Source organism: Kitasatospora cheerisanensis KCTC 2395 (genome assembly GCF_000696185.1).
GTDB classification, from domain to species: domain Bacteria; phylum Actinomycetota; class Actinomycetes; order Streptomycetales; family Streptomycetaceae; genus Kitasatospora; species Kitasatospora cheerisanensis.
The window spans coordinates 3625847-3650259 of record NZ_KK853997.1; the positions used below are offsets into that span (position 1 = coordinate 3625847).

The 24413-nt window shown below is 74.1% G+C and carries 22 protein-coding genes and 2 pseudogenes; 12 read left to right on the plus strand and 12 right to left on the minus strand.

Annotated features, from left to right (window positions below; genetic code table 11):
* Together KCH_RS42540 and KCH_RS16420 are read left to right on the plus strand one after the other, a co-directional pair.
* Positions 1-398: hypothetical protein (locus tag KCH_RS42540; protein WP_208865955.1), on the plus strand; the 398-nt coding region annotated here is incomplete at its 5' end.
* Between the two features lie 42 nt (positions 399-440).
* Positions 441-1055 (plus strand): annotated as a pseudogene (locus tag KCH_RS16420) (immune inhibitor A domain-containing protein); the annotation flags it as partial.
* Positions 1056-1124: 69 nt separating this feature from the next.
* On the opposite strand, the gene KCH_RS16425 reads toward KCH_RS16420, so the two are convergent.
* Positions 1125-2246 (minus strand): threonine aldolase family protein, encoded by a 1122-nt coding sequence (locus KCH_RS16425; protein WP_035863781.1) that lies wholly within the window; start codon positions 2244-2246, stop codon positions 1125-1127.
* A 340-nt stretch (positions 2247-2586) separates the two neighbouring features.
* Here KCH_RS16425 and KCH_RS43355 point away from each other — a divergent pair, with 340 nt between their 5' ends.
* The gene (locus KCH_RS43355) at positions 2587-3570 is read left to right on the plus strand and encodes a M23 family metallopeptidase (protein WP_051653130.1); all 984 of its coding nucleotides are present in this window, start codon (positions 2587-2589) and stop codon (positions 3568-3570) included.
* Positions 3571-3622: 52 nt separating this feature from the next.
* Here the strand turns inward: KCH_RS43355 and KCH_RS46065 are convergent, their stop codons facing one another.
* Positions 3623-4237, minus strand: coding sequence for a TetR/AcrR family transcriptional regulator (locus tag KCH_RS46065; protein ID WP_035863783.1), 615 nt, complete (start codon positions 4235-4237; stop codon positions 3623-3625).
* 213 nt (positions 4238-4450) lie between these two features.
* On the opposite strand from KCH_RS46065, the gene KCH_RS16440 reads away from it, so the two are divergent.
* Positions 4451-6064 carry an MDR family MFS transporter gene (locus tag KCH_RS16440; protein ID WP_035863785.1) on the plus strand — a complete coding sequence of 538 codons (1614 nt, stop codon included), beginning with the start codon at positions 4451-4453 and terminating at the stop codon, positions 6062-6064.
* Between the two features lie 58 nt (positions 6065-6122).
* Here KCH_RS16440 and KCH_RS16445 read toward each other — a convergent pair whose 3' ends face one another.
* Positions 6123-7028, minus strand: coding sequence for an HhH-GPD family protein (locus KCH_RS16445; protein WP_035863787.1), 906 nt, complete (start codon positions 7026-7028; stop codon positions 6123-6125).
* A gap of 35 nt (positions 7029-7063) precedes the next feature.
* Complete coding sequence (locus KCH_RS16450; RefSeq protein WP_035863790.1) at positions 7064-7783, minus strand: rhomboid family intramembrane serine protease; 720 nt, start codon at positions 7781-7783, stop codon at positions 7064-7066.
* A 133-nt stretch (positions 7784-7916) separates the two neighbouring features.
* On the opposite strand from KCH_RS16450, the gene KCH_RS16455 reads away from it, so the two are divergent.
* Positions 7917-8768, plus strand: a complete 852-nt coding sequence (locus KCH_RS16455; protein ID WP_035863792.1) for a hypothetical protein — start codon at positions 7917-7919, stop codon at positions 8766-8768.
* A 36-nt stretch (positions 8769-8804) separates the two neighbouring features.
* Here the strand turns inward: KCH_RS16455 and KCH_RS16460 are convergent, their stop codons facing one another.
* Complete coding sequence (locus tag KCH_RS16460; RefSeq protein WP_051653131.1) at positions 8805-10070, minus strand: MFS transporter; 1266 nt, start codon at positions 10068-10070, stop codon at positions 8805-8807.
* Positions 10071-10173: 103 nt separating this feature from the next.
* On the opposite strand from KCH_RS16460, the gene KCH_RS16465 reads away from it, so the two are divergent.
* Positions 10174-10791, plus strand: coding sequence for a winged helix-turn-helix domain-containing protein (locus KCH_RS16465; protein WP_157032074.1), 618 nt, complete (start codon positions 10174-10176; stop codon positions 10789-10791).
* A 7-nt stretch (positions 10792-10798) separates the two neighbouring features.
* Here KCH_RS16465 and disA read toward each other — a convergent pair whose 3' ends face one another.
* Together disA and radA are read right to left on the minus strand one after the other, a co-directional pair.
* Positions 10799-11905 (minus strand): DNA integrity scanning diadenylate cyclase DisA, encoded by a 1107-nt coding sequence (gene disA / locus KCH_RS16470; RefSeq protein WP_043914862.1) that lies wholly within the window; start codon positions 11903-11905, stop codon positions 10799-10801.
* A gap of 121 nt (positions 11906-12026) precedes the next feature.
* Complete coding sequence (radA, locus tag KCH_RS16475; protein ID WP_035863794.1) at positions 12027-13547, minus strand: DNA repair protein RadA; 1521 nt, start codon at positions 13545-13547, stop codon at positions 12027-12029.
* A gap of 166 nt (positions 13548-13713) precedes the next feature.
* Here radA and KCH_RS37350 point away from each other — a divergent pair, with 166 nt between their 5' ends.
* A complete protein-coding gene (locus KCH_RS37350; protein WP_051653133.1) occupies positions 13714-14604 on the plus strand; it encodes an RNA polymerase sigma factor in 891 nt (296 codons plus the stop codon).
* The gene (locus KCH_RS37355) at positions 14598-15419 is read left to right on the plus strand and encodes a BACON domain-containing protein (protein WP_157032075.1); all 822 of its coding nucleotides are present in this window, start codon (positions 14598-14600) and stop codon (positions 15417-15419) included. Before KCH_RS37350 ends, KCH_RS37355 begins: the two co-directional genes overlap by 7 nt.
* A gap of 22 nt (positions 15420-15441) precedes the next feature.
* On the opposite strand, the gene KCH_RS16485 is transcribed toward KCH_RS37355, so the two are convergent.
* On the minus strand, positions 15442-16773 hold the full coding sequence (locus KCH_RS16485; RefSeq protein WP_035863797.1) for a DUF1254 domain-containing protein: 1332 nt from the start codon (positions 16771-16773) through the stop codon (positions 15442-15444).
* A 259-nt stretch (positions 16774-17032) separates the two neighbouring features.
* Between KCH_RS16485 and KCH_RS16490 the strand changes: the two genes are divergently transcribed.
* Positions 17033-18028, plus strand: coding sequence for an NAD-dependent epimerase/dehydratase family protein (locus tag KCH_RS16490; RefSeq protein WP_035863799.1), 996 nt, complete (start codon positions 17033-17035; stop codon positions 18026-18028).
* A 67-nt stretch (positions 18029-18095) separates the two neighbouring features.
* On the opposite strand, the gene KCH_RS16495 is transcribed toward KCH_RS16490, so the two are convergent.
* Both KCH_RS16495 and KCH_RS16500 read right to left on the minus strand, forming a co-directional pair.
* Positions 18096-19178 carry a family 2 encapsulin nanocompartment cargo protein polyprenyl transferase gene (locus KCH_RS16495; protein ID WP_035863801.1) on the minus strand — a complete coding sequence of 361 codons (1083 nt, stop codon included), beginning with the start codon at positions 19176-19178 and terminating at the stop codon, positions 18096-18098.
* A 112-nt stretch (positions 19179-19290) separates the two neighbouring features.
* The gene (locus tag KCH_RS16500; protein WP_035863804.1) at positions 19291-20697 is read right to left on the minus strand and encodes a family 2B encapsulin nanocompartment shell protein; all 1407 of its coding nucleotides are present in this window, start codon (positions 20695-20697) and stop codon (positions 19291-19293) included.
* Positions 20698-21067: 370 nt separating this feature from the next.
* Between KCH_RS16500 and KCH_RS16505 the strand changes: the two genes are divergently transcribed.
* Entirely contained in the window at positions 21068-22156 is a 1089-nt protein-coding gene (locus tag KCH_RS16505; RefSeq protein WP_035863806.1) for an ATP-grasp domain-containing protein, read from the plus strand.
* A gap of 18 nt (positions 22157-22174) precedes the next feature.
* Here the strand turns inward: KCH_RS16505 and KCH_RS16510 are convergent, their stop codons facing one another.
* Together KCH_RS16510 and KCH_RS16515 are read right to left on the minus strand one after the other, a co-directional pair.
* The gene (locus KCH_RS16510) at positions 22175-22726 is read right to left on the minus strand and encodes a methylated-DNA--[protein]-cysteine S-methyltransferase (RefSeq protein ID WP_035863808.1); all 552 of its coding nucleotides are present in this window, start codon (positions 22724-22726) and stop codon (positions 22175-22177) included.
* A 282-nt stretch (positions 22727-23008) separates the two neighbouring features.
* Complete coding sequence (locus KCH_RS16515; RefSeq protein WP_035863810.1) at positions 23009-23233, minus strand: hypothetical protein; 225 nt, start codon at positions 23231-23233, stop codon at positions 23009-23011.
* 168 nt (positions 23234-23401) lie between these two features.
* On the opposite strand from KCH_RS16515, the gene KCH_RS16520 reads away from it, so the two are divergent.
* Positions 23402-24088: a voltage-gated chloride channel family protein gene (locus tag KCH_RS16520; RefSeq protein WP_208865956.1), complete on the plus strand. Its 687-nt coding sequence runs from the start codon at positions 23402-23404 to the stop codon at positions 24086-24088.
* A gap of 85 nt (positions 24089-24173) precedes the next feature.
* Positions 24174-24413 (plus strand): annotated as a pseudogene (locus KCH_RS43360) (chloride channel protein); the annotation flags it as partial.

Genomic DNA, 24413 nt, shown 5'->3' on the forward strand with positions numbered 1-24413 from the left:
GCGCGCGCGCGCGCGCGCGCGCGCGCGCGCGCGCGCGCGCGCGCGGCGCGCGCGCGCGCGCGCGCGCGCGCGCGCGCGCGCGCGCCGCGCGCGCGCGCGCGCGCGCGCGCGCGCGCGCGCGCGCGCGCGCGCGCGCGCGCGCGCGCGCCGCGCGCGCGCGCGCGCGCGCGCGCGCGCGCGCGCGCGCGCGCGCGCGCGCGCGCGCGCGCGCGCGCGCGCGCGCGCGCGCGCGCGCGCGCGCGCGGCGCGCGCGCGCGCGCGCGCGCGCGCGCGCGCGCGCGCGCGCGCGCGCGCGCGCGCGCGCGCGCGCGCGCGCGCGCGCGCGCGCGCGCGCGCGCGCGCGCGCGCGCGCGCGCGCGCGCGCGCCGCGCCCGCGCGCGCGCGCGCGCCCCCCGTAGTCCCCCCCCCTGGTCGGTGGCCCCTTTGGGCCAGTCTCACGGGTGACGGCGGACGGAGCGACCGTGTTCACCGACGGCGCCGAGAACGGCGACAACGGCTGGACCGCTTCCGGCTTCTCGCGGATCACCGGCAAGTTCAGCAAGGACTACGACCAGCACTACCTGGTCGAGAACCGTCAGTACGTGTCCTACGACACCACGCTGAAGACCGGCCCGTACAACTTCGGCTCGGCGGCCCGTCCGGACTGGGTGGAGCACTACGCCAACCAGAACGGCATCCTGATCTGGCTGTGGGACTCCTCGCAGTCGGACAACAACGTCGCCAACCACCCCGGCCAGGGCCTGATCCTGCCGATCGACGCCCACCCGGCGCCGCTGAAGTGGAACGACGGCACCCTGATGCGCCCGCGCTTCCAGGCGTACGACGACACCTTCCGCTTCGAGCGCACCACCGGCCTGCAGCTGCACAAGGCCGACGCGCTCACCAAGATCCCCAGCGAGCGTGGCGTGACGGTCTTCAACGACCGGAACAGCTACTACGACCAGTCCAACCCGTACAGCGGTGTGAAGGTGTCGAACACCGGCACCCAGATCCAGGTGCTGTGGCAGTCGCACAACGAGCTGGAGGCCCTGATCTCCGTCAAGCGCACCAAGTGACGCTTGTCTGAGCGACGGTCCTGAACGGAGGGCCCCGGCGGTTTTCGAACCGCCGGGGCCCTTCGGCGTCTACCGTGCGGCGGGCGGCAGCAGGGCGAGGAAGTCGGCCATCGCGCCGCTGACCTCCTTGGCGCTCCACTCCAGGGCGGCGGCGGCCACCGTCACCTCGGTCATCGCCGCGCCGGGCTGCGGGCCGGGCTCCCACCAGCCGCCGAACAGTGAGACGCCCTGCTCCTCGGCCTGCCGGTGCCCGGCCTCGATCAGCTGCTCGGCGGGGTGCGGCAGCCAGAGCTGGAACTGGTGGGTGTGCGGCGGCTCCGGGTTGATCCGGGCGCCGGGGGCCTCGGCGAGCGCGGCGGCGACCACCTTGGCGTGCGCCACGTACGCGGGCAGCCGGGGCAGCTCGCGGTCCAGGCCGGCCAGTGCGGACAGCACCGCGGGCCACTGCTGCCACAGCTTGCCGCCGTAGCGGTGCCGCCAGACCTTGATCCGGCGGACGAACTCCTCCTCGCCGGCGACCAGCGCGCCGCTGTGCCCGCCGAGCGACTTGTAGCAGGAGACGTACACCGACCCGGCGCGGGCGCAGATCTCCGGCAGGCTCCGGCCGAGGTGCGGGGCGGACTCCCACAGCCGGGCGCCGTCCAGGTGGACCGGCAGGCCGCGGTCGGCGGCGAAGTCGTAGAGCGCGGTCAGCTCCTCCCAGCTGGGCAGCAGGAAGCCGGCGTCGCGGAGCGGGAGTTCCAGCATCAGCACGTCGAAGGGCTCGTCCAGGGCGGCGAGCTGCGCGGCGCTGGGCTGCTGCGGACCGGTGGCCTGGGGGACGCTGCGCAGGCCGCTGAGCACCTGGTGGGCGCGGCGTTCGTGGACCTCGGGGTGGGCGAGCGGGTGCATGGCGACGACCGGCCCGTGGGTGTCGGCCCAGGTCTTGAGGGCGGCCTGCTGGGCCATGGTGCCGGTGGGGAAGTAGGCGGCGTCGGGCTTGCCGAGCAGCTCGGCGGTGCGGCGCTCCAGGGTGCGCACGATGCCGTTGCCGTACAGGTCGGTGGGTTCGTCCAGCGGGTACGGGCCGTCGGCGAGCGCGGCGAGTTCGGCGAGCGACTCGCGGACGGTCTGCGGGCGGCCGCCGGACAGCAGGCGGTCGGCGCGGCGGCGGGCGGTGAAGCGGCGGTCCTGCACCGGGGTGTCGTTCATCAGCTGATCATCTCCGACGGCATGGGTGGATCGGATGGCGCAGCTGGTGCGGAAGCCCGTTCTACCCGAACCGCTTCGGGCCCAAACCGGCCGCTTCCCGGTGGCGATGGTCACAGGCCCCCGGCGAGGTACGACCGCCGATAGGAGGTTTGCGCGGCCCGGGGCCGTTCTGTCCGATGCTCCGGGTCGCTATTCCGTGAGCTTCGTCGACTACCGGCCGTCGTACGTCACACGCTTGGGCCCGCCCCGGGGGGTCGTTTACACCGGAGTCGTTCCCCCAGTTCGGCGAGCCTCGCGGCTCGGCCCCGCTCTGGCCCCGTCCGTGAGGTACCGACTCCCGATGCGTTCTCTTCCCGCCACCGGCCGCCGGCTTCTCCAGGCGATCAGCGCCTCCCACGTCCGGTCCGTCCTGTCGACCGGCACCCTGACCTCGGTCCGCCGGGCCCCGGCCAAGGCGGTCGCCTCCGGCGCCGTCGTGGTCGCCTTCGGCGCCCTGATGATCCCCGCCGGGCAGGCCGTCGCACAGCCGCTGCCGGCCGAACTGGGCGGCTCCGTATTCGTCACGGCCGACGCCAACCTGGACTCCGGCAACCTCCAGCTGTCCGAGCCGGAGAACCACCAGGGCGACACCACCAGCCCGATCGCCGTGGTCGCGGCCAACCTGGAGCGCCTGGCGCACCCGGCCGACGAGCACGCCGACCAGCACCCCGCCGACGAGCACCAGGACCAGGCGCACCAGGACGAGCAGGCCTCCCGCGGCGAGCAGCGCGAGGAGCTGCCGGCCGCCGAGCAGCCCGCCGCCGCCCGGCCGAGCAGCCCGCCCCCGCGGAGCAGCCGGCCCCCGCCCGGCGCCGGAGCCCGCGCCCGCGCCCGCCCGGAGCCGGCCCCGGCCCCTGCTCCCGCCCCGGCCAAGCCGGACTGGTCCTCCCCCGCCCCGGGCGCGACGATCAGCAACCCGTACCACAAGACCAACGCCTCGTACGCGGCCGGCTACCACACCGGCACCGACTTCGCGGTGTCCGTGGGCACCCCGCTGGTGGCGGTCGGCAACTCGACCGTGGTCTCCGCGGGCTGGGCCGGCGCGTACGGCAACCAGATCGTGCTGAAGCTGGCGGACGGCCGCTTCGCGCAGTACGCGCACCTGTCGCAGCTGGGCGTGAAGGCCGGGCAGCACGTGAACGCGGGCGACCAGATCGGCAAGTCCGGCAACACCGGCAACTCGACCGGGCCGCACCTGCACTTCGAGATCCGCACCGTCAACCAGTACGCGAAGGTGATCGACCCGGTCGGCTACCTGAAGGGCCACGGCGCGAACAACTTCTGATCCGCCGCTCCCCGGGCCCAGGCCGCCCGGGGAACCCGCCGAGCCGTCCGCGTCAGTGCGCGGACGGCTCGATGCGTGCGGCGACCTCCAGGGCGACCTCCAGGGCCGCCTCCATCGCCTCGTCCAGGGTGGGGGAGCCGGCCGCCGGCCGAGCACCGGGCTCCATGCACGGGTCGGCCTTGAGCAGGAACATCGCCGAGTGCACGGAGGTCAGCGCGACGGTGGCGCGCAGCCTGTCGCGGAACGTGGGCTCCGGCCCGTGCAGCAGGGTGATCATCTTGATCATCCGGTCCTTGAACGCCAGCCCGGCCGCGGACTCCCGCAGCGCGGGCTGGTTCTCGTGGAAGAAGCGCAGCAGCGGCGCCCGCTCGCCCATGCCGGCGGCGAACCGGCGGAGCAGTTCGTCGCGCAGTTCGGGCGACCACTCCTTGCCCTCGCCGAAGGCGATGGCGTCGTCCAGCGGGGCGGCCATCTTCTCGACGATGCCGCGGACGATGTCGTCCTTGGTCTTGAAGTGGTAGTACAGGGCGGCCTTGGTGACGCCGAGGCGGTCGGCGATCTCGCGGAGCGAGGTCTTCTCGTAGCCGTGCTCGGCGAACAGCTCCAGGGCCACGTCGATGATCCGCGCCCGGGTGTCGCTGCGGGGGCTCTGGGTGGGGGTGGTCATCGCTGGCGGCCTGCCTCGGGAAGCGGGAGCGGACGGGTGTCAAGGTCCGGTTCTGTTGGCATTCTCCCTGCCCAGAGGGGCTGCTTCGAAACTGGCTTGACGACCGGCTAGGTAACAACTTACCGTGCCGGACGGCAATTAACTAGCCGGTCGTCAAGTAAGTACCCGCCGCGGAGAGCTCTGCGGCACCTCGCGCCCCGGGAGAGACGCACCATGACAACCCAGCAGTCCGAGGCGGCTCCGGAGGAGCCACCCGTCGACCTCGCCAAGGACGACGGCTTCGAGCAGCGGCCGCACCGCGAGATCCGCCTGGTGATGATCGGCCTGGTGATCACCATGCTGCTCGCCATGCTCGACAACCTGATCGTCGGCACCGCGATGCCCACCATCGTCGGCGAGCTGAACGGCGCCGAGCACATGTCCTGGGTGGTCACGGCCTACACGCTGGCCACCGCGGCCTCCACCCCGATCTGGGGCAAGGTCGGCGACCTGTACGGCCGCAAGGGCTCGTTCCTGGTCTCGATCGCGATCTTCCTGATCGGCTCGGCGCTGTCCGGCATGTCGCAGTCGATGAACCAGCTGATCGCCTTCCGCGCCATCCAGGGCCTGGGCGCCGGCGGTCTGATGGTCGGCGTGATGTCGATCATGGGCGCGCTGGTGCTGCCCCGCGACCGCGGCAAGTACCAGGGCATGTTCGCCGCCGTCATGGCGCTGGCCACCGTCGGCGGCCCGCTGATCGGCGGCTTCATCACCGACCACCTGAGCTGGCGCTGGACGTTCTACGTCAACCTGCCGCTGGGCGCGATCGCGCTGGTCTTCATCGTCGTGGTGCTGAAGCTCCCGAAGATCCGCTCCAACGCCAAGATCGACTACCTCGGCGCGGTGCTGCTCACCGTCGGCATCGTCTCGATGGTCCTGATCACCACCTGGGGCGGCCACGAGTACGCCTGGGGCTCGAAGCAGATCCTCGGCCTGGGCGCGCTGTCCGTGGCCTCGATCATCGGCTTCTGCTACGTCGAGCAGCGGGTCGCCGAGCCGATCATCCCGCTCAAGCTGTTCCGCAACCGCAACTTCACGATGGTCTCGATCATCGGCTTCATCGTCGGTTTCGCGATGTTCGGCGCGGTCGCCTTCCTGCCCACCTACCAGCAGATCGTCCAGGGCGCCTCGGCGACCAACTCGGGTCTGCTGCTGATGCCGATGATGTTCGGCATGCTGGTGATCTCGCTGGTGGTCGGCCAGGCCATCACCAAGACCGGCAAGTACCGGATCTACCCGATCATCGGCACCGTGGTGATGGGCGGCGGCTCGCTGCTGCTGTCCACCCTGTCCGTGGACACCACCACCTTCGCCTCGTCCTGCTACATGGTGGTGCTCGGCGCCGGCATGGGCTTCCTGATGCAGGTCACCATGCTGGTCGCGCAGAACAGCGTGGAGATGAAGGACATGGGCGTCGCCTCGTCCTCCGCCACCCTGTTCCGCACCATCGGCGGCTCGTTCGGCGTCGCGCTGTTCGGCACCCTGTACACCAACCAGGTCACCAACAGCATCAAGGAGCTCCCGCCGGAGGTCCTCGCCAAGATGCAGCAGAGCGGCGGCGAGGGCATGTCGGCGATGAACCCGGCCACCCTGGGCAAGCTGCCGGCCAACGTGCTGAACGCCTACCAGCACGGCATCTCCAACGGCATGCACACCGTCTTCCTGTGGGGCGCGGTGGTCAGCCTGATCGCCGTCGCCGCCTCGCTGTTCCTGCGCGAGGTGAAGCTCCGCGGTGGCGCGGACGCCGCCGAGGCCAAGGCCGAGGCCGCGCTGGAGGGCGCGGTCTGACACCCGCCCAGGCATGACGGAACGGCCCGGGACCAGCTGGTCCCGGGCCGTTCCTCCGTTACTGCGGCAGCCGGTAGGTGCCGGGGCCGACGGGCTCCACCAGGCCGTCGGCGACCAGCCCGTCCAGCGCCCGGGCGCGCTGGACCGCGTCCGGCCACACGACGTCCAACTGCCCCTGGGTGACCAGGCCGTGGGCGTCCCGCAGTACCGCCAGCAGCTTGCCGCGCACCTGCCGGTCGGTGCCCTCGTAGGTCTGGCCGCGCCGGGCGGGGCCCTGGTACGGCGGGCAGCCGGCCCGCTGCCAGGCGCAGTCGGCGAACAGCGGGCAGGCGCCGCACTCGGGGCCGCGGGCGGTGCACACCAGGGCGCCCAGCTCCATCACGGCCACCGCCCAGGTCGCGGCCCGCTCATCGCCGGCCGGCAGCAGCTCGTGCGCGGTCCGGCGCTCGGCGGCGGTGGTGGCATTGGCCGGGTACTCGACGCCGGTGACGGCGCGGGCGAACACCCGGCGCACGTTGGTGTCCAGCACGGCGTGCCGCTGCCGGAACGCGAACGAGGCGACCGCGGCCGCCGTGTACTCGCCGACGCCGGGCAGCGCCAGCAGCGCCGCGTGGTCGTCCGGGACGACGCCGCCGTGCTGCTCGGTGATCGCGGTGGCCGCCGCGTGCAGCCGCAGCGCGCGGCGCGGGTAGCCGAGCCGGCCCCACATCCGCACCGCCTCGCCGGGCGCGTCGGCGGCCAGGTCGGCGGGGGTGGGCCAACGCTCCAGCCAGGCCGCGTAGGCGGGCAGCACCCGCTTCACGGGCGTCTGCTGGAGCATGAACTCGCTGACCATCACCGCCCAGGGCGAGGCGTCCGGGGTCCGCCAGGGCAGGTCGCGGGCGTTCGCCTCGTACCAGCCGATGACGGTCGAGTGCAGCGCCTGGACGGCGGCGGGGGCGGGAGTCGAAGCAGTGGCAACCATGGCCCTCCGATCCTGCCACGAGCTGCCGCCCGGGCTTAAAGCCCCAGGTCGTCGAGCTCCTTCAGCAGGTCCGCGCGCGGGCTCGCCGCCGCCGCGCCGCCACCGGGGACGGCCGGCTCGGCCGTCCCCGGTGCCGTCGTCCCCTTCGGGCCGCGGGCGCGGAAGATCCACGCGCCGGCCAGGCCGCCGACCAGGCCGCCCAGGTGCCCCAGCCAGGACACCCCGGGGGTGCCGGGGATCGCCGTGGTCAGCAGGTACGCGAAGGACGCGCCCATCACCAGGCCGATCAACGAGTCGATCAGGTTGCGGTCGAACAGGCCGCGCAGCACCACGTAGCCGAAGTACCCGAAGATCACGCCGCTGGCGCCGACGGTCACCACGTTCTCCCGCTCGAACAGCCACACCGCCATGCCGCTGGTCACCACCAGCAGCGCGGTCAGGCCGAGGAACTTGCGCACGCCGCGGTAGGCGGCGAGGAAGCCGAACACGAACAGCGGGCCCGAATTGCCTTCCAGGTGCTGCCAGTTCAGGTGCAGGAACGGCGCGGTCAGCAGGTCCGGCAGGCTGTCCAGCTGGTGCGAGCGGATGCCGTGCTGCAGGGCGATCTGCTCGTCCATCGCCCAGTTCGCCAGCTGCACGACCCAGATCAGGCAGAGGAAGCCGAACATGGTGAAGAACGCCCGGCGCGCCTCGGCGATCATCTGCGCGGGATCGAGGGTCGAGGGTCCGGGAGTCCGGTCGAGCAGGGAGGCCATGAGGGCGACTATAGGGCGGCGCACCGTCGTGTCGAGTCCCTCTGACGGAGCAAATGGCGGATCATGTGAAAGAAGTGCCCCTGCTGAGGTGTTGATGCGTCAACAGATGCACAAGGTCTCGTAGAGTTTGCCCGTGCCCTCTCTGCGCCAGCCCGTCGGACCGCTGCCCGCCTCGATCTACTGGCGGCGCCGCCTCGTGGTCCTCGCCGCCCTCGCCCTCGTCGCGCTGCTGGTCGGCTGGCTCGCGTTCGGTACCGGCGGCGACGGCAAGCAGAAGAAGGCCGCCTCCGAGGGCAGCCCGCAGCCGGCGCCCGCCCAGTCCATCACCCCCGGGGCCTCCCCCAGCGGTTCCGCCATCACCAGCCGCCCCGGCGGCAGCGGCGGCGGCTCCGGCGGCACGGGCGGCGGCGCTGCCGGGGAGCTGAACGTCACCGGCGGCAGCACCGGAGGCAACGGCGGCTCGACCGGCGGCGGCGCCGGCGGTTCGAGCGGCGGCTCCGGCGGCAGCAGCAGCGGTGGCCGCGCCGGGGCGCCCGGGCCCTCGCCGGCCGTCAACACCCCCGAAGTGATGGCCCTCCCGATCTGCGCCACCTCGCAACTGTCGCTGGAACTGGCCCCGGCGCAGACCTCGTTCGCGGCCAAGGACAAGCCGCGGCTCGCGCTGACCATCCGCAACTCCTCGGGCTCCGGCTGCCGGGTCAACCTCTCCCACGAGAGCTCCTCGCTGACCATCACCTCCAGCACCAACGAGCGCGTCTGGTCGTCCGCGGACTGCATCCGCGAGAAGGTCGACGCCTGGGCCCAGATCGCCGGCAACAGCGGCGTCACCGAGACCTTCGGCTGGGACCGCACCCGCTCCAAGCCCCAGTGCGCCAGCGCCGACCCGGCGCTCGCCCAGCCCGGCAACTACCTCGTCCAGGCGGACCTCACCGGCCCCTCCGGCGGCCCCCTCTCGGCCCGCACCTCCATCCGCCTCGAAGGCTGACGCCCGGACCCGCCCAGGACGTTCAGCACTCGCGAGTCAGCTCCGCGGCCAGCTCGTTCCGCGCAGCCCCCGCCCGAGGGTGAGGGGCAGCAGCCCCGCGGCGAGCGTCGCGGCGAGGACCAGCAGGACGGTGCCCGCCGCGAGCCGGTCGAGGAGCAGGCCGGCGGCCATGGTGCCGACCGGCATGCCGCCCATCAGGAGGGTCATGGTGGCGGCCACGGCGCGACCGCGCATCGCCTCGGGGACCTGCTGGAAGACCAAGACGTCCAGCATGACCCGCAGGGCGGGGACGCCGAGGGACATCACCAGGAGGGTGCCGAAGACCGCGACCGGGCCTTCGGCCAGGACCAGGACGCCGAACAGCAGCGGGGCGGTCCAGGCGACCAGGAGCAGCAGCGCGCCGGGCGCGAGGGCGCGGTGCAGGCGGGTGACCAGCGGGGCGCCGAGCAGGCCGCCGACGGCTTCGCCGGCCAGGGCGAGGCCGGTGCCGGCCTCGGAGGTGCCGTGGTTGCGCAGCAGCACCATGACGGCCAGCAGCATCGCGGAGCCGGCCACGTTGAGGGCGACGGCGACCAGCACGGTGGCGCGCAGGGTCGGGTCGGCGAACAGGTACCGCAGCCCGGCGAAGACGGCGCCCTTCTCCTTCCCCTCGTCCGCGCCCGGGGAGCCGGCCTGCTCGGCGTCGGCGGGGTCGAAGCGGACCGCGACGGACGCGCCGAGCGCGGCCGCCGAGGCGAGCACGGTGGCGAGGAAGGGGACGGCGCGGCCGAGGCCGAGCAGCAGGCCGGCCAGTGGCGGCCCGGCCAGTGCCGCGCCGTTGACCCGAAGTTCGTCCTGCGAGAGGGCCTGGCGCAGTTGCTCGGGCGGGACGACGGCGCGCAGGGCGAGCATCCGGGAGGGGCCGCCGTAGGCCATGGTGGCGCCGATGACGGCGGCGGCCAGCAGGGTGTGCGGGACGGTCAGCCGGTGCGCGAGCAGGGCGACGGCGACGCTGAGCGCGGTGACCAGCCGGACGGTGTCGGCGGTGATCAGGATCCGTCGCCGGTCGTACCGGTCGGCGACGGCGCCGCCGTGCAGGCCGAACAGGACGGACGCGCCGAACTGGACGGCGCCGAACGCCCCGGCGAGGGTGGGCGATCCGGTCATGGCGAGCAGCAGCAGCGGGTACGCGGTGTCGGCGATGCAGGTGCCGAGCATGGCGGCGGCGGATCCGGCCCACAGGGTCTGGAACCGGCGGTTGCGGCGCAGCGGCACCACCCCGGACGCCTGCACCGTCGTGGTCGGGCTCTCGGCCACCGTCATCACTCCACCCCGTTCACACATCGGAAACCATTCACGCCTGCGTGAATGCTTGCACGAGCGCGAATGATTGCACAAGGGGTGAACGCTGTGGCTGAATGAGGACGTGGTTGATCAGATGAAGGAGCGCGAGGTCACCGACGTCGCGACGTTGAAGGCCCTCGCCGACCCGCTGCGCCTGGCCGTGCTGGGCGCGCTGATGAAGCGGGATCCGGAGCCGATGTCGGTGAAGGAGATCGCGGCGGACCTCGACGAGGCGCCGACGAAGCTGTACCGGCACGTGAAGCAGCTGGAGCAGACGGGCCTGGTGTTCGTCGCGGAGACCCGGCTCGTCTCCGGGATCGTGGAGAGCCGCTACCGCTCCGCCCAGCAGTCGCTGCGGCTGTCGCCGCAGGTCTACGCGGAGGGCGAGCAGCCGCCGGCCGCGCTGGGCGCGATGCTGGCGGCGATGGACCTGGTGCGGGCCGACTTCCAGCGCAACTTCCTGGCCGGGCGGATCGACCTCACCCCGGCGTCACAGGGCAACCTCCGGCCCAGCAAGTTCGCGCACACCACCACGCGGCTCACCCCGGAGCGGCTGCGCAAGCTGCGCGCCCGGCTGGACGAGGTGCTGGACGAGCTGTTCGCGGAGGAGGAGTCCACCGGGCCGGACACGGTCGAGGTGACGCTGTTCGCGCTGATGTACGCCGTCCAGCCCGCCCCGCAGCAGCCCGCCGAGGACTGACGGACCGTCAGACGTAGCGCTCCAGGATGGAGGACTCGGCGAGCCGGGACAGCCCCTCGCGGACCGAGCGGGCCCGGGTCTCGCCGACGCCCTCCACCGTCTGGAGGTCGTCGATGGACGCGGCCAGCAGCTTCTGCAGGCCGCCGAAGTGGTCGACCAGCCGCTCGATGACGGTGTTCGGCAGCCGCGGCACCTTGGCCAGCAGCCGGTAGCCGCGCGGGGAGACCGCGGAGTCCAGCGACTCGGGGGCGCCGGTGTAGCCGAGCGCCTTGGCGACGGTCTGCAGGTCCAGCAGCTCGGCGTGGGTGAGCGCCTCCAGGTCGTCCAGCACCTCGGCGACGGTGCGGCCCTTCTTGGCGGCGCGGTCCGGGAAGTAGTCACGGACCACGAGCTCGCGCTCCGGCTCGACGCCGGCGATCAGCTCGTCCAGCTGCAGCGACAGCAGGCGGCCGTCGGTGCCGAGTTCCAGCACGTAGCCGGCGATCTCGCCGGCGATCAGCCGGACCATCTCCAGGCGCTGCACGACGGCGGAGACGTCCCGGACGGTGACCAGGTCCTCGATCTCCAGCGCGGACAGCGTGCCGGCCACCTCGTCGAGGCGCAGCTTGTAGCGCTCCAGGGTGGCCAGCGCCTGGTTGGCGCGGGAGAGCACCGTGGTGGAGTCCTCCAGCACCCGGCGGGTGCCGTTCACGTACATCGCGATCAGTCGCATCGAGTGCGAGACCGCGACCACCGGGAAGCCGGTCTGCCGGTTGACCCGCTCGGCGGTGCGGTGGCGGGTGCCGGTCTCGTCGGTGGGGATGTTGGCGTCCGGCATCAGGTGGACGCCGGCCCGGAGGATCTTGGTGATGTCCTTGTCGAGGATCACCGCGCCGTCCAGCTTGCACAGCTCGCGCAGCCGGGTGGCGGTGAACTCGACGTCCAGCACGAAACCGCCCGTGCACAGGGCGTCCACGCTCTTGTCGAAGCCGAGGACGATCAGACCGCCGGTGTTGGCCCGGAGCACCCGCTCCAACCCGTCCCGCAGCGCCGTGCCCGGCGCGACCGCACTGAGGGAAGCCCGCAGCAGGGCCTCCTCGCGGGTGGACTTGTCCGCCCGGTCGATGGCTGCCACGTGACTCCTTGGGCCGACCCGGACCGTGTGGCGCGGCGCCCGACGGTCTGTCTGTTATTACTGCACTTGATGGCAATTAGCAGGTGCAGTCTAACTGCGTGCGGCAGCAACGGGACGAGGGTCAGGCCAGTTCGTCCGAGTCGAGCGGCTCCCAGCCCGCCATCAGCTCGTCCGCGTACGCCGGAACCGGCTCGGCGGCGCGCCCCCGGGCCGGCGTCCGGCCGGCCGGAACGCCCTGCGGCGCGGCGTCCTGACGGGGCTTCGAACGGGGACGGCGGCCGGGGATCGCCCGCAGCGCCTCGCCGATGTCGGAGACCTCCACGACCTTCATGCCCGGCGGCACCTTGCCCGGGTCCGGCGGCACCAGGGCGTGCGTGAACCCGAGCCGGTGGGCCTCGGCGAGCCGCCGCTGCACGCCCGTCACCCGCCGCACCTCGCCGGCCAGGCCGACCTCGCCGATCGCCACCAGGTTGCTCGGCAGCGGCGTGTCGGAGGAGGAGGACGCCACCGCGAGGGCGATCGCCAGGTCCGCGGACGGCTCGGTGAGCTTCACGCCGCCGACGGTGGCGGTGTAGATGTCCTGCTTGCCGAGCTTCACGCCGCCGTGCCGCTCCACCACCGCCAGGATCATCGCGATCCGCGGCGACTCCAGGCCCGAGGTGGTGCGCCGCGGCGAGGGGATCTGCGAGTCGACCATCAGCGCCTGCACCTCCGCCACCAGCGGCCGCTTGCCCTCCAGGGTGACGGTCAGGCAGGTGCCGGGCACCGGCTTGTCACGGCGGGTCAGGAACAGGCCGGACGGGTCGGCGAGGCCCACGATGCCCTCGTCGTGCAGCTCGAAGCAGCCGACCTCGTCGGTCGCGCCGTAGCGGTTCTTCACGCCGCGGATCAGCCGCAGCCGGGCGTGCCGGTCGCCCTCGAAGGACAGCACCACGTCGACCAGGTGCTCCAGCAGGCGGGGGCCGGCGATCTGGCCGTCCTTGGTGACGTGGCCGACCAGCAGGGTCGCCATGCCGCGCTCCTTGGACGCCCGGATCAGCGCGCCCGCCACCTCGCGGACCTGCGCGGGGCCGCCGGGCGCGCCGTCGAGTTCGGCGGAGGCGATGGTCTGCACCGAGTCGAGGATCAGCAGGCTCGGGTTGACCGCCTCGATGTGGCCGAGCACCGCGCCGAGGTCCTGCTCGGCGGCCAGGTAGAGGTGTTCGGAGAGCGCGTTGATCCGGTCGGCGCGCAGCCGGACCTGCCCGGCGGACTCCTCGCCGGTGACGTACAGGGTGCGGTGCCGGTCGGAGGCGGCCTTCGCCGCGACGTCCAGCAGCAGGGTGGACTTGCCGACGCCCGGCTCGCCCGCCAGCAGCACCACCGCGCCCGGCACCAGGCCGCCGCCCAGCACCCGGTCCAGCTCCGGGACGCCGGTGGAGCGGGCGGTGGCCACCTGGCCGTCGACCTGCGCGATCGGCTTCGCGGGCGAGGAGACCGGCCCCGCCGCCGTGGTGCGGATCGGCACCGCGCCGTACTCCTCGACCGTCCCCCAGGCGTTGCACTCGGGGCAGCGGCCGACCCACTTGGGCACCTGGTTGCCGCACTCGGTGCAGCGGTACGCCGGGCGCGGCTTGGCGGAGGTCTTGGTACGGGCAGCCATGCGGGCCACGGTAGCGCCTCGCGCCGACAGCGCCGGGCGGGCGGCGGCCGGACCGTCAACGGCCGGCGTCAACCGGGCGAACAAGGAAGCGGTCCTGTTACCCGAAAGAAGGACAAGCAGCCCAAACCCGCCGGACGGCGGGTTTCGGCTCCCTACCGTCGATGACGTGACCACCGGCCAGCCCCACCCCGTCGACCCGTCCCCGGCCCTGCGGGCCTACGGCGCCTGCGTCGACGGGCTGTTCACCTACTGCCTGTCCGTGCTCTGCGACCACGACGCCGCCACCGCGGCCGCCCTGGAGGTCCGCGACCTCGCCCGGCGCCACGGCGACCGGCTCACCGACCCGGCGCTGCTGCGCGCCTGGCTGTACGCGCTGGCCCGGCACCGCTGCCTGGCCCGGCTGAACGGCCACGGGCCGGCCGCCCCCGCCGCCCCGGCGGCCGCGCCTGGGACGGCCCGCGAGCGGCGCCGCGAACTCGCCTCGCTGGCCTGGCCGGAGGCCGCCGGCACCGACCCCGAACAGCGCGAGGCGCTCGAACTGGCGGTCCGTCACCGGCTGGAGCCCGGCGAGGTCGCGGCGGTCCTCGGCGTCACCCCCGAGGACGCGGCCGCGCTGCTGGACGCCGCCTGCGCCGAGGTCGGCCGGACCAGGACGGCCCTGCTGGTGCTCGGCGTCGGCTCCTGCCCCGAACTGGCGCAGCTCGGCGGGGTCGGCGCGGAGTCCTGGCGCGGCTGGGTGCTCGGCCCGGCGCTGCGCCGCGAACTGGTGCAGCACCTGGCGGACTGCCCGACCTGCCGGGGCACCGCCGAGCGGGTCGGCGGCGGGCTCCCGCCCGGCCCGGCCGGGCTGCCGGGCCTGCCGCTGCTGACCGCGCCCGCCCGGCTGCGCCCGGCCCGCCGGCGGCGGGCGGCACCGCGTTCCTGTCCGGCGCGGCGGCCGGGCGGCGGGCCGCGCAGGGCCTGGCCGGCGGCGAGCCGCAGTTCGACCGGCGCGGCTTCCCCCGGCACCGGGTGGTCGCCCCGGCCCGCGGTTCGGCGGTCCGGCAGCGGATGGTGACCACGGGCGTGCTGGCCGCGGTGCTGGCCGCGCCGGTGGTGGCGCTGTGGAGCGCGCACCGGGACGGCGGCGCGGACGACCGGGCGGCGGCGGTGTCCTCGGTGCGGGTGGACGAGCCGACGGACCGTCAGGCGTCCCAGGGCGCGGCGGCGGCGCTGCCGGCCGCGGTCAGCTCCCTGCAACTGGCGGGCGCGGTGGCCGCAGAAACGTCCCTGCCGACGGTTCAGGGCCAGGCGGTGCCGGTGCCGCTGCGCAGCCTGCCCCGGCCGTCCGGCCCGGCGCCGACCGCCGCACCCGTCGCCCCGGCCGCCCGGGACCAGTTGACCGTGGAGGCCGGCGAGTACGGCAACCGCACCGTACTCACCCTGACCAACTCCGGTGGCAGCGCGCTGACCTGGCACGCCGTGCTGGACGTCGACTGGCTGCGGCTCTCCCGGGACTCCGGCACCCTCGCCCCCGGCCAGCGGATCACCGTCACCGTGACGGTCGACGAGACCCGCGCCCCGCAGCGCCGGTGGACGGCGCACCTGGCGCTGCCGCCGTCCACCGCCGTGGTCACCCTGGAGGGCGGCACCGACCACCGCGGCCTGCCCACGCCGACGCCCGCGACGCCCACACCCACGCCCACGCCCACGCCCACGTCGTCCCCGGCCCCGGACCCGTCCTCGTCCCCGTCCCCGTCGCCTGGCGGTCCGTCCCCGAGCGGTTCGGCGAGTCCGAGCACGGGGCCCGATCCCTCGCCCTCCGCCTCCGCCTCCGCCTCCGCCGGGAGTTCGTCACCGGGTGGGCCCGCGGACGGTCCGGGCCCCTCCTGAGGGCACGTCAGTCGATCCGGCGTCAGCGCGGCCGGATCGGCGGGAGGCGGTAGGTGCCGTCGAGGACCGCCTCCTGCGGCTGGTACATCCGGACCATCGGGCGGAAGCCGGAGGACGGGGTGGGCAGCCAGTTGGCGAACTCGTCGGCGTCGGTGGGCTGCCGGTGCTGGAGGTAGAGGGTCAGCGAGCCGTCGGGGGCGCGCACCAGGCCGGGGGTGCGGTCGCCGACCGAGAAGCGGTCGATGTCGTTGGGGACCAGCAGGTACTCCGGGGTGTCGTACATCGTCACCGACCAGAACGCGCCGACCGGCGGCGGCTGTTCGAAGCGCAGCGTGTAGGAGCGGGCGCCGTCCAGCGGGTGGCCGTCGGCGTCGTGGTAGGTGGTGGCGTAGGCGGCCTCGTAGGCGTGGTTGCCCCACAGGGCGGTGCGGGCGGCGACGGCGCGGGTCAGGTAGGTGGCGCGGCGGTCGGCGACCTTCCACTGCTGCTCGTCGCGGGTGCCGGGGCCGAGGAAGTCCAGGTTGTAGTCGAACAGGTGCAGGTTGGCGGTCCATTCGCCGGTCGGCTCGACGGTGCCGATGCTCGCCGCCTCCACCCGTTCGCGGCCCGCCGCCAGGCCCTTGGCGAGCGTCTGCGCCCAGTCGGCGGGGCCGTCCAGGTAGGGGGAGCGGCCGCGGTCGAGCAGGCCGATCGGGGCGAAGCGGTGCTGGAACTCGGCGTCGGCGGGGCCGGGCGGGAACGCCGTCATCCACACCCGCAGCCGTTCCAGGAAGCCCAGCGCCTCGGGCACGTCGGTGTCCGGTTCGGGCAGTCCGGCGAGTTCCCGGCCCTCCTCGACCGGGGTGAGCGTCAACTGCCGCTGCAACTCCCGTACCCGGGGCAGGTCCTCGGGTCCGGTGCAGGCGTGGCGGGCCGCGATCGCCGCCACCGCCGTCGGCGCGGTGATCACCGGGACGCCCTCGGGCGGGGTGCCGCGCCAGTGCGGCGGGGCGATCAGCCAGGTCTGCTCGGCGGTGCCGGAGGAACGGCGGCCCACGTAGGCGAAGTTGTTGGTCCACGCGTCGATGAACTGCAGCACGTAGTAGGCCCCGGCGCTGTCCGGGACGTGCAGCAGCAGCGGGCCGCCGGACAGGTCGAGCGGGGCCACCGAGTACACCGTGTCGTTGTTCACGGAGACGAAGTGCGAGTCGGGGGTGGCCAGTTCGGCGGCGTGCCCGAAGGTGTTCCAGCCGGTCGGGCCGATCGATCCCATGCCGCGCCGGTGGATGGTGTCCACCATGGTCAGGTCGGCGACCAGCGGGTAGCCGTACACGAAGGCCTCGGCGGCCAGCATCTCGGGCGTGGCGTCAGCCATCGCGAACGTCCTTTCCTGCGGCGGGTTCGGCGGGGAGCGGCCCGGGCCGGCCGCCCCCTCCCGACAAAAGGGATCATTCAGACACACCGGTACACCGGGGATGCTATGCGGCGCTCCCCCGCCCGCCGCCCCCGACGCTCCGACGGACCGTCAGCGGGCGTCCGGTCGGCCGAGTTCGACTCCGCGCCCGCGCCGGGACGGGCTCTGCCGGTAGCGAAGAATGCGGACGGGCGGCGGTCCGACCGGACACGCTGCTCCCATGGACATCCTTCTGCTCGGCGGCTCCAAGTTCCTCGGCCGCGCCTACGCCGCGGAGGCGCTCGCCCGCGGCCACCGCGTCACCACGTTCAACCGTGGCGTCAGCCGCGCCGACCTGCCCGGCGTGGAGGCCGTCCACGGCGACCGCACCTCGCTCGACGACCTGCACCGCCTGGTCGACGGCCGCCGGTGGGACGCGGTCGTCGACACCTCCGGCCAGCAGCCGCACGACGTCGCCACCGCCGCCCGCCTGCTGCGCGACCGCGCCGGGCACTACGGCTTCGTCTCCTCCATCCACGCCTTCGCCGACTGGCCCGCCCTCCCCGTCGACGCCGACTCCCCCACCCACGAGTGCGCCGGCGACGTCGGCCCGGACCAGCCGTTCGCCAACGCCCTCAAGGCGGGCTGCGAACGCGCCCTGCTCGACAACTTCGGCCCCGCCGCGATCCTCAACTGCGGCCTGCTGATCGGCCCGCACGAGCCGATCGGCCGCCTCCCCTGGTGGCTCGACCGGATCGCCCGCGGCGGCCGCGTCCTCGCCCCCGGCGCCCCCGGGAACCCGCTCAGCCTGATCGACGCCCGCGACTTCGCCGCGTTCGGCCTCGACCTCGCCGAACAGCGCGCGACCGGACGGTTCGTCACCACCTCGCCCGTCCGCTCGGCGACCATGGGCGAGCTCCTCGACGCGTGCCGCGCCGCGACGGGCTCCGACGCCGAGTTCGTCTGGACCTCCGACGAGACCCTGCTCGCCGCCGAGGTCGCGCCCTGGGTCGAACTCCCGCTCTGGGCCCCCGTCGCCGACGGCTGGCACGGCACCTGGAACGCCGACCCCACCACCGCGATCACCGCCGGCCTGCGCATCCGGCCGCTCGCCGAGACCGTCCGCGACACCTGGACCTGGCTCCAGGACGGCGGCCGCGAGGACGTCGCCTACCGCCAGCTCGACACCCCGCTGGGCATCGACCCGGCCAAGGAGGAGGCTCTGCTCGGAGGTTGACGGCACGGCCGGGTGCGGACTCCGGGGCGCGAGGGGGCGCCTCCCCGCGCGTCCCGCCTTCGCGCTCTCAGTACGTGCGCCGGGTGACCAGTTCCGCCAGCGCGAGCAGCTCGTCGGTGCGCTCCGGGTCCGGGACGGCCACCGCCAGGTGGCTGATCGCGGTGGCCATCCGCTCGCAGCTCTCGCCCTGCGCCCAGGCGCGGCCGCCCGCGCGGTCGACGGCGTCGGCGGCGGCGGCCAGCTCCGCGGGGCTGAGCGGGCGGCCGGAGGCGTACAGCGCGGCGAGTTCCGCGCCGTCCGCGCCGCCGGCGGTGAGCGCGTGGACGACGGGGAGGGACTTCTTGCGGGCGGCGAGGTCCGCGCCGACCGGCTTGCCGGTGATCGCGGGGTCGCCCCAGATGCCGATCAGGTCGTCGATCAGCTGGAAGGCGAGTCCGATCTCGCGGCCGAAGGCGTCCATCGCGTCGGCGGTGGCGGCGTCCGCGCCGGCGTAGAGCGCGCCGAGTGCGCACGCGCAGCCGAGCAGGGCGCCGGTCTTGCTCTCGGCCATGGCGAGGCATTCGGCGAGGGTGACCTGGTCGCGCTGTTCGAAGGAGCAGTCGGCCTGCTGTCCGGCGCAGAGTTCGACCACGCAGTCGGCGAGGCGGCGGACGGCGGCGGGAGCGGCGGGGTGGGGGTCCTCGGCGAGGACGCGGAGGGCCAGCGAGTGCATGGCGTCGCCGGCCAGGATGGCGCCGGTGGTGCCGAACACCCGCCAGGCGGTCGGCCGGTGACGGCGCGTGTGGTCGCGGTCGAGGACGTCGTCGTGCAGCAGGGTGAAGTTGTGGACGAGCTCGACCGCGGCGGCGGCGCGGACGGCGTCCTGCGGGCGGCCGCCGACGGCCTGGGTGGCGGCGAGCACCAGGGCGGGGCGGATCGCCTTGCCGGAGCCGGCGGCGCTGGGGGCGCCGTCGGCCTCCAGCCAGCCGAGGTGGTAGCCGGCGATCTGCCGCATCGAGTCCGGGAGGGAGTCCACGGCGGCCCGCAGCGCGGGATCGACCACGGCGCGGGCCCGGCCGAGCAGGGCGAGGGCCTCCGCGGTGTCGCGGGCGCCCTCGACGACGGCGGTGTCCTCGTCGTGGTGCTCGCGTTCGGACACGGTGATGGCCATGCTGAGTCCTCCCCCTCGGGCCCGCCCCGGTGCGGGGCGGGGCGGATCTCCGCGCGGGCCGAGTGCCGGCGCGGCGGACGGGCGGGCCCGGGACGGCGGGCCCGCCCGGCGGTCAGTCGTGCCAGTTCGCGACGTCCACGTTCTCCAGCACGCCGATGGCGTCCGGGACGAGGATCGCGGCGGAGTAGTAGGCGCTGACCAGGTAGGAGATGACCGCCTTCTCGTCGATGCCCATGAAGCGGACGTTCAGGCCGGGCTCGACCTCGTCGGGCAGCTTGCCGGGACGCAGGCCGATCACGCCCTGGTTGTCCTCGCCGACGCGCATCGCCAGGATCGAGGTGGAGCCGTTCACCACCGGGATCTTGTTGCAGGTGAAGATCGGGACGCCGCGCCAGCTCTGCACGGTCTTGCCGTCGACCTGCACGGTCTCGGGGTACAGGCCGCGGCGGTTGCACTCGCGCCCGAAGGCGGCGATCGCCTGCGGGTGGGCGAGGTAGAACTTGGTGCTGCGGCGGCGGCAGAGCAGCTCGTCCATGTCGTCGGGGGTGGGCGGGCCGGAGTGGGTCTGGATCCGCTGGCCGTACTCGGCGTTGGTCAGCAGACCGAACTCCGGGTTGTTGATCAGCTCGTGCTCCTGCCGCTCGCGCAGCGCCTCGACGGTCAGCCGCAACTGGTGCTCGGTCTGGTCCATCGGCTTGTTGTAGAGGTCGGCGACCCGGCTGTGCACCCGCAGGACGGTCTGCGCGACGCTCAATTCGTATTCGCGCGGCTTGAGTTCGTAGTCGACGAAGGCGCCGGGCAGTTCGTGCTCGCCCTCGTGGCCGGCGGACATCCCGATCTCCGCCTCGCCCTTGCGGTTCTGCGGCAGCCGGGAGTCGGCGATGTGGGCGAGGATCTGGTCGCGCAGTGCCTCGGAGCGGTCGGCCAGCTCCTGGAAGGCCGGCCAGGACAGCACCATGACCGTTCCGGCGGTGGCGGCCTTGACGCTGTAGGGCCAGCGGCGGTCCGCGACGGTGAGCGCCTCGTCGCCGATGTGGTCGCCGTCGGCGAAGGTGCCGAGCACGGTGGCGTCGCCGTACCGGCCGGTGCCGATCTTGTCGACCTTGCCGTGCGCGACCAGGTAGACCTCGTCGATCTCGCGGCCCTGCTCGATCAGCAACTCGCCCGCCGCGAAGTCCCGTTGGACGAAGCGGCCGGCCAGCTCGGTGAGCAGCTCGTCGTCCTCGAAGCCGCGCAGCACCGGCACCTCGCGCAGCGTGGGCGGCACCACCGCCACCTGGCGGCCGGTCTGCACGAAGGCCACCCGACCCCGGCCGACGGCGTACGACAGCCGCCGGTTGACCCGGTAGGTGCCGCCGGAGACGTCCACCCAGGGCAGGGCGCGGAGCAGCCAGCGGTTGCTGATCTCCTGCATCTGCGGGGCGGACTTGGTGGTCGACGCGAGGTTCTTGGCGGCCGCCACCGAGAGGCTGCTCTGCGGCCTCGACTGGGGAATTCCGGCGGTGGTTTCGGTCGTCATTTCCGAGGGACCTCGTGATCACGTCGACGGCGGTGGGCGGCAACCATGCTGACGGTCGGTCAGGTAACTCGGCAATCACTCGTGCGGGTGATTCAGGTGTGCGAGCTGAATAGTGCGACCAGCGCACCGGGTCGATCATCGTTCGATCCCCAAGAGCCTTCCGACCGGCTTCCGCACGCCCCCGCGGACGCCTCCCGAACGCCCCGTCCGACCCCGGTTCGAGGGGTCCGCGCAGTTCACCGCCCCGTTGTTCGAATCACCCCGGAACAGCGCTAAGGTGGCCCCCTCACCGCATGGTGACCGCCGCCACAGCGCAGGCGAACCGGTCGGTGACCTCCCATCGGCACGCCCTTCTCCAGGGAGACCTTCCGTGACCGCGCCCGTCCGCGTCTGGCTCAACCGCACCTACGCCGAGAACGTCTTCTTCATCGAGCTGCTGCGGGCCGCGCCGCGCCCGGTGCACGTCCTGGCGACCCACGCCGACGCCGATTCGCCGGTGCTCGCCGCCGCCGACCTCGGACTGCTGGAACCGGACCGGCTCTCCGCCGAGAGCTACGTGGAATTCGCGCTGGAGTTCTGCGCCCGCCACGACGTGGACGTGTTCCTGCCCCGCCTCCACCAGCTGGCGATCTCGCTGCGCCGCCGCGAGTTCGAGGCCCTCGGCACCGCGCTGATCTGCCCGCCGGCGCCCGCGATAGCCCTGTTCGACAGCAAGGCCGAGGGCTACCGCGCCCTCGACACGGCCGGCCTGCCCACCCCGCTGTGGCGGCACGCCGACACCGCCGCCCAACTGCTGCTCGCCGTCGAGGAGATCGAGGCCACCGGCGCGCAGGCCTGCCTGAAGCCCGCGAGCGGCGCCGGCGGCGAGGGCTTCCGGATCCTCACCCGCGAGCCGTTCACCCTCCGCCGGCTCGCCGGGTACGTCGACGCCCGGGTCCAACTCGACCAGGTGCTGGCCGCGCTGCGCACCTCCACCGCCCCCGCCGACCTGCTGGTGATGCCGTACCTGAACGGCCCCGAGGTGTCCGTGGACTGCCTCGCCGACCAGGACGGGCGACTGCTGGCCGCCGTCGGCCGCACCAAGCAGGGGCGCCGCCGCAGCTTCACCGTCGACCCCCGCTACCTGGAGCCGGCCCGCCGCCTGGTCGAGCAGTTCGGCGTCGGCCACCTCTCCAACGTCCAGTTCCGGCACGAGCCGGACGGCCGCCCCGTGGTCCTCGACATCAACACCCGCCCGTCCGGCGGCCTGCACCAGCTCCGGCTCTGCGGACTCAACCTGCCCGCCGCCGCGCTCGAACTCGCGCTCGGCGGAAGCCCGTTGCTGCCCGCCGTGGACGAACTCGCGCTCGGCGAGTACACCCTGGTGTCCGGCATCCAGGCGGTCCTGCCGCGACAGGCCGCGGCGCCGGCGCTGGAGCGGATCGGCGGCAGCCTGCTGCCCGCCGCCGTCACGCTGTAGCCGTCTCCGCCCCGCCGCTCAGTCCGTCGGCCCGGACCAGTCCAGGGTCGGCGGCAGCACCCCCTCCAGGGTGAGCAGCCACCGCTTCACCTCCACCCCGTGCCACGCCCCGCCGAACCCGCCCAGGCCGTCCGCCGCCACCACCCGGTGGCACGGCACCAGCAGCGGCAGCGGATTGGCCCCCATCATCTGTCCCACCGTCCGGGCCGGCACCCCCGGCTCGTTCAGGCCCTCGAACACCCCGCTACGGGCGGCGAGTTCGCCGTACGTCACGGTGCGGCCGTAGCCCACCTCCGTCAACAGGCAGCGCAGCACGGTCAGATGCGGCCCCGAGGCGAACCGCCAGTCGATCGGCAGCCCCAACTCCCGCCGCCTGCCCGCGAAGTACTCCCCCACCCGGGCCTCCACCAGCGTCCGCTTCCGCGCGTCCCCGCACTCCGGAACCCCCACCGGCCGCCCCGCGAACACCTCCCCGGCGTACGTCACCGCCGCCACCCCGTCCGCCGTCACCCCGAACCGCATCGCCCCACTCGGCAACGGCGTCTCCACGGTCACCCACGACAGCTCCATCCCCCCAACCTATCCACCCGCCCCCACCCGCAGCACCCGCTTCCGGACAGCCTCCGCCACGAACGAACGCCGCGCCCGGAGCGCCTGCGGCGCAGTGGAGCGCAGGACCGCTCCCGGCTGCGACCTGCCCAGCCTCCGCCACACCTCGCCCCTCGCGCCGCGGGCGGGCCGCCCCCGACCGGCTTCCACTCCCTGCCCGCCGCAGGCACCACCCCCGGACACGACCTCGCGCCGCAGGCGGCCACTCGTGGGTGGGGCGCTGCGGCGCGAGAGACGGGGCTGTCAGAGGTGGTCGTGGAGGTAGGCGGCGAGGTTGCGGGACCAGGTGGCGAGTTCGGCGCGGTCCGGGGGGTCGCCGCCGGAGAGGGTGGCGAGGGCGGTGGCGGGGAGTTGGCCGGTCGCGGCGAGGTCGGAGAGGCCGGACAGCACGGCGGTGAGCCGCTTGGCGTCCTCGTGGCTGAGCATCACGAGCGCGTCGGTGTGGCTGATGGTCATGGAACCGGGCATCGCGTTCTCCTGGGTTCGGGCCCCCGGTGTCCCCCTCCGTCCACCGTACGACCGGTGCGGCGGGCCCGCGCGGGTGCGCCGCTCGCCCGTTCGGCGCGTCCGGATGGCCCGGCCCGGTGGGGCGACGGACGGTCGGAGGACGTGTGTCCGGTGAGCAGGGGAGCGCAGATGGCAGAGCAGGCCGCCGGTCCGTCGGGGGCGCCCGGGATCCGTGCGCTGCTGCGCAGTCCGGGGTACGGGCGGCTGTTGCTGGTCTCGGCCCTGGTGGGGGTGCCGGTCTCGTTGGCGGCGTTCGGTTTCGTCGGCCTGGAGCACGAGCTGCAGCACTGGGTGTGGAAGTCGGCGCCGGAGGCGCTGGGGTACGGGCGGGCGCCGTGGTGGTGGCCGTTGCCCGCGCTGGCGTTGGCGGGTCTGCTGCTGGCGCCGATCGTCACCCGCATGCCGGGTCGGGGCGGGCACACGCCGGTGCTGGGGTTGGGCGGGCCGCCGACGCTGCCGGCGGAGGTGCCGTCGGTGGTGCTGGCGGCGTTGGCGGCGCTGCCCCTGGGTGTGGTGCTGGGTCCGGAGGCGCCGTTGATGGCGTTGGGCAGTGGTCTGGCGCTGCTGGCGGTGGGGCGGGCTCGGCCGACGACGAGTCCGCTGCTGGCGCCGATGCTGGGTGCGGCGGGGTCGACGGCGGCGATCTCGACGATCTTCGGGAGTCCGCTGGTGGCGGCGGTGATGATGCTGGAGGCGGCGAGTCTGGGCGGGGCCCAGCTGACGCTGCTGCTGTTGCCGTGCCTGCTGGCGTCGGGGTGGGTGCGCTGGTGTTCACCGGGTTCGGCCATTGGACGGGTCTGTCGATCGGGGCGTTGAGCCTTCCGGTGGTGCCGAAGGCGTCGCTGCCGGACGCGGGGGACTTCCTGTGGGGGGTGCCGCTGGCGGTGGCGGTGGCGGTGGTGTGGTCGCTGGTCAGACGCTGGGCCACCGGTTCGCGGCGTTCACGGCGGAGCGCACGGGGGTGCGGACGGTGATCTGCGCGGTGCTGGTGGGTCTGTGCGTGACGGGGTACGCGGTGGCGACGGGCCGGTCGCCGGAGGAGGCGGCGCTGTCGGGGCAGGCGACGCTGGCGCAGCTGGCGGGGGATCCGCAGGCGTGGTCGGTGGGGGCGCTGCTGGCGCTGGTGGTGTTCAAGGGGTTG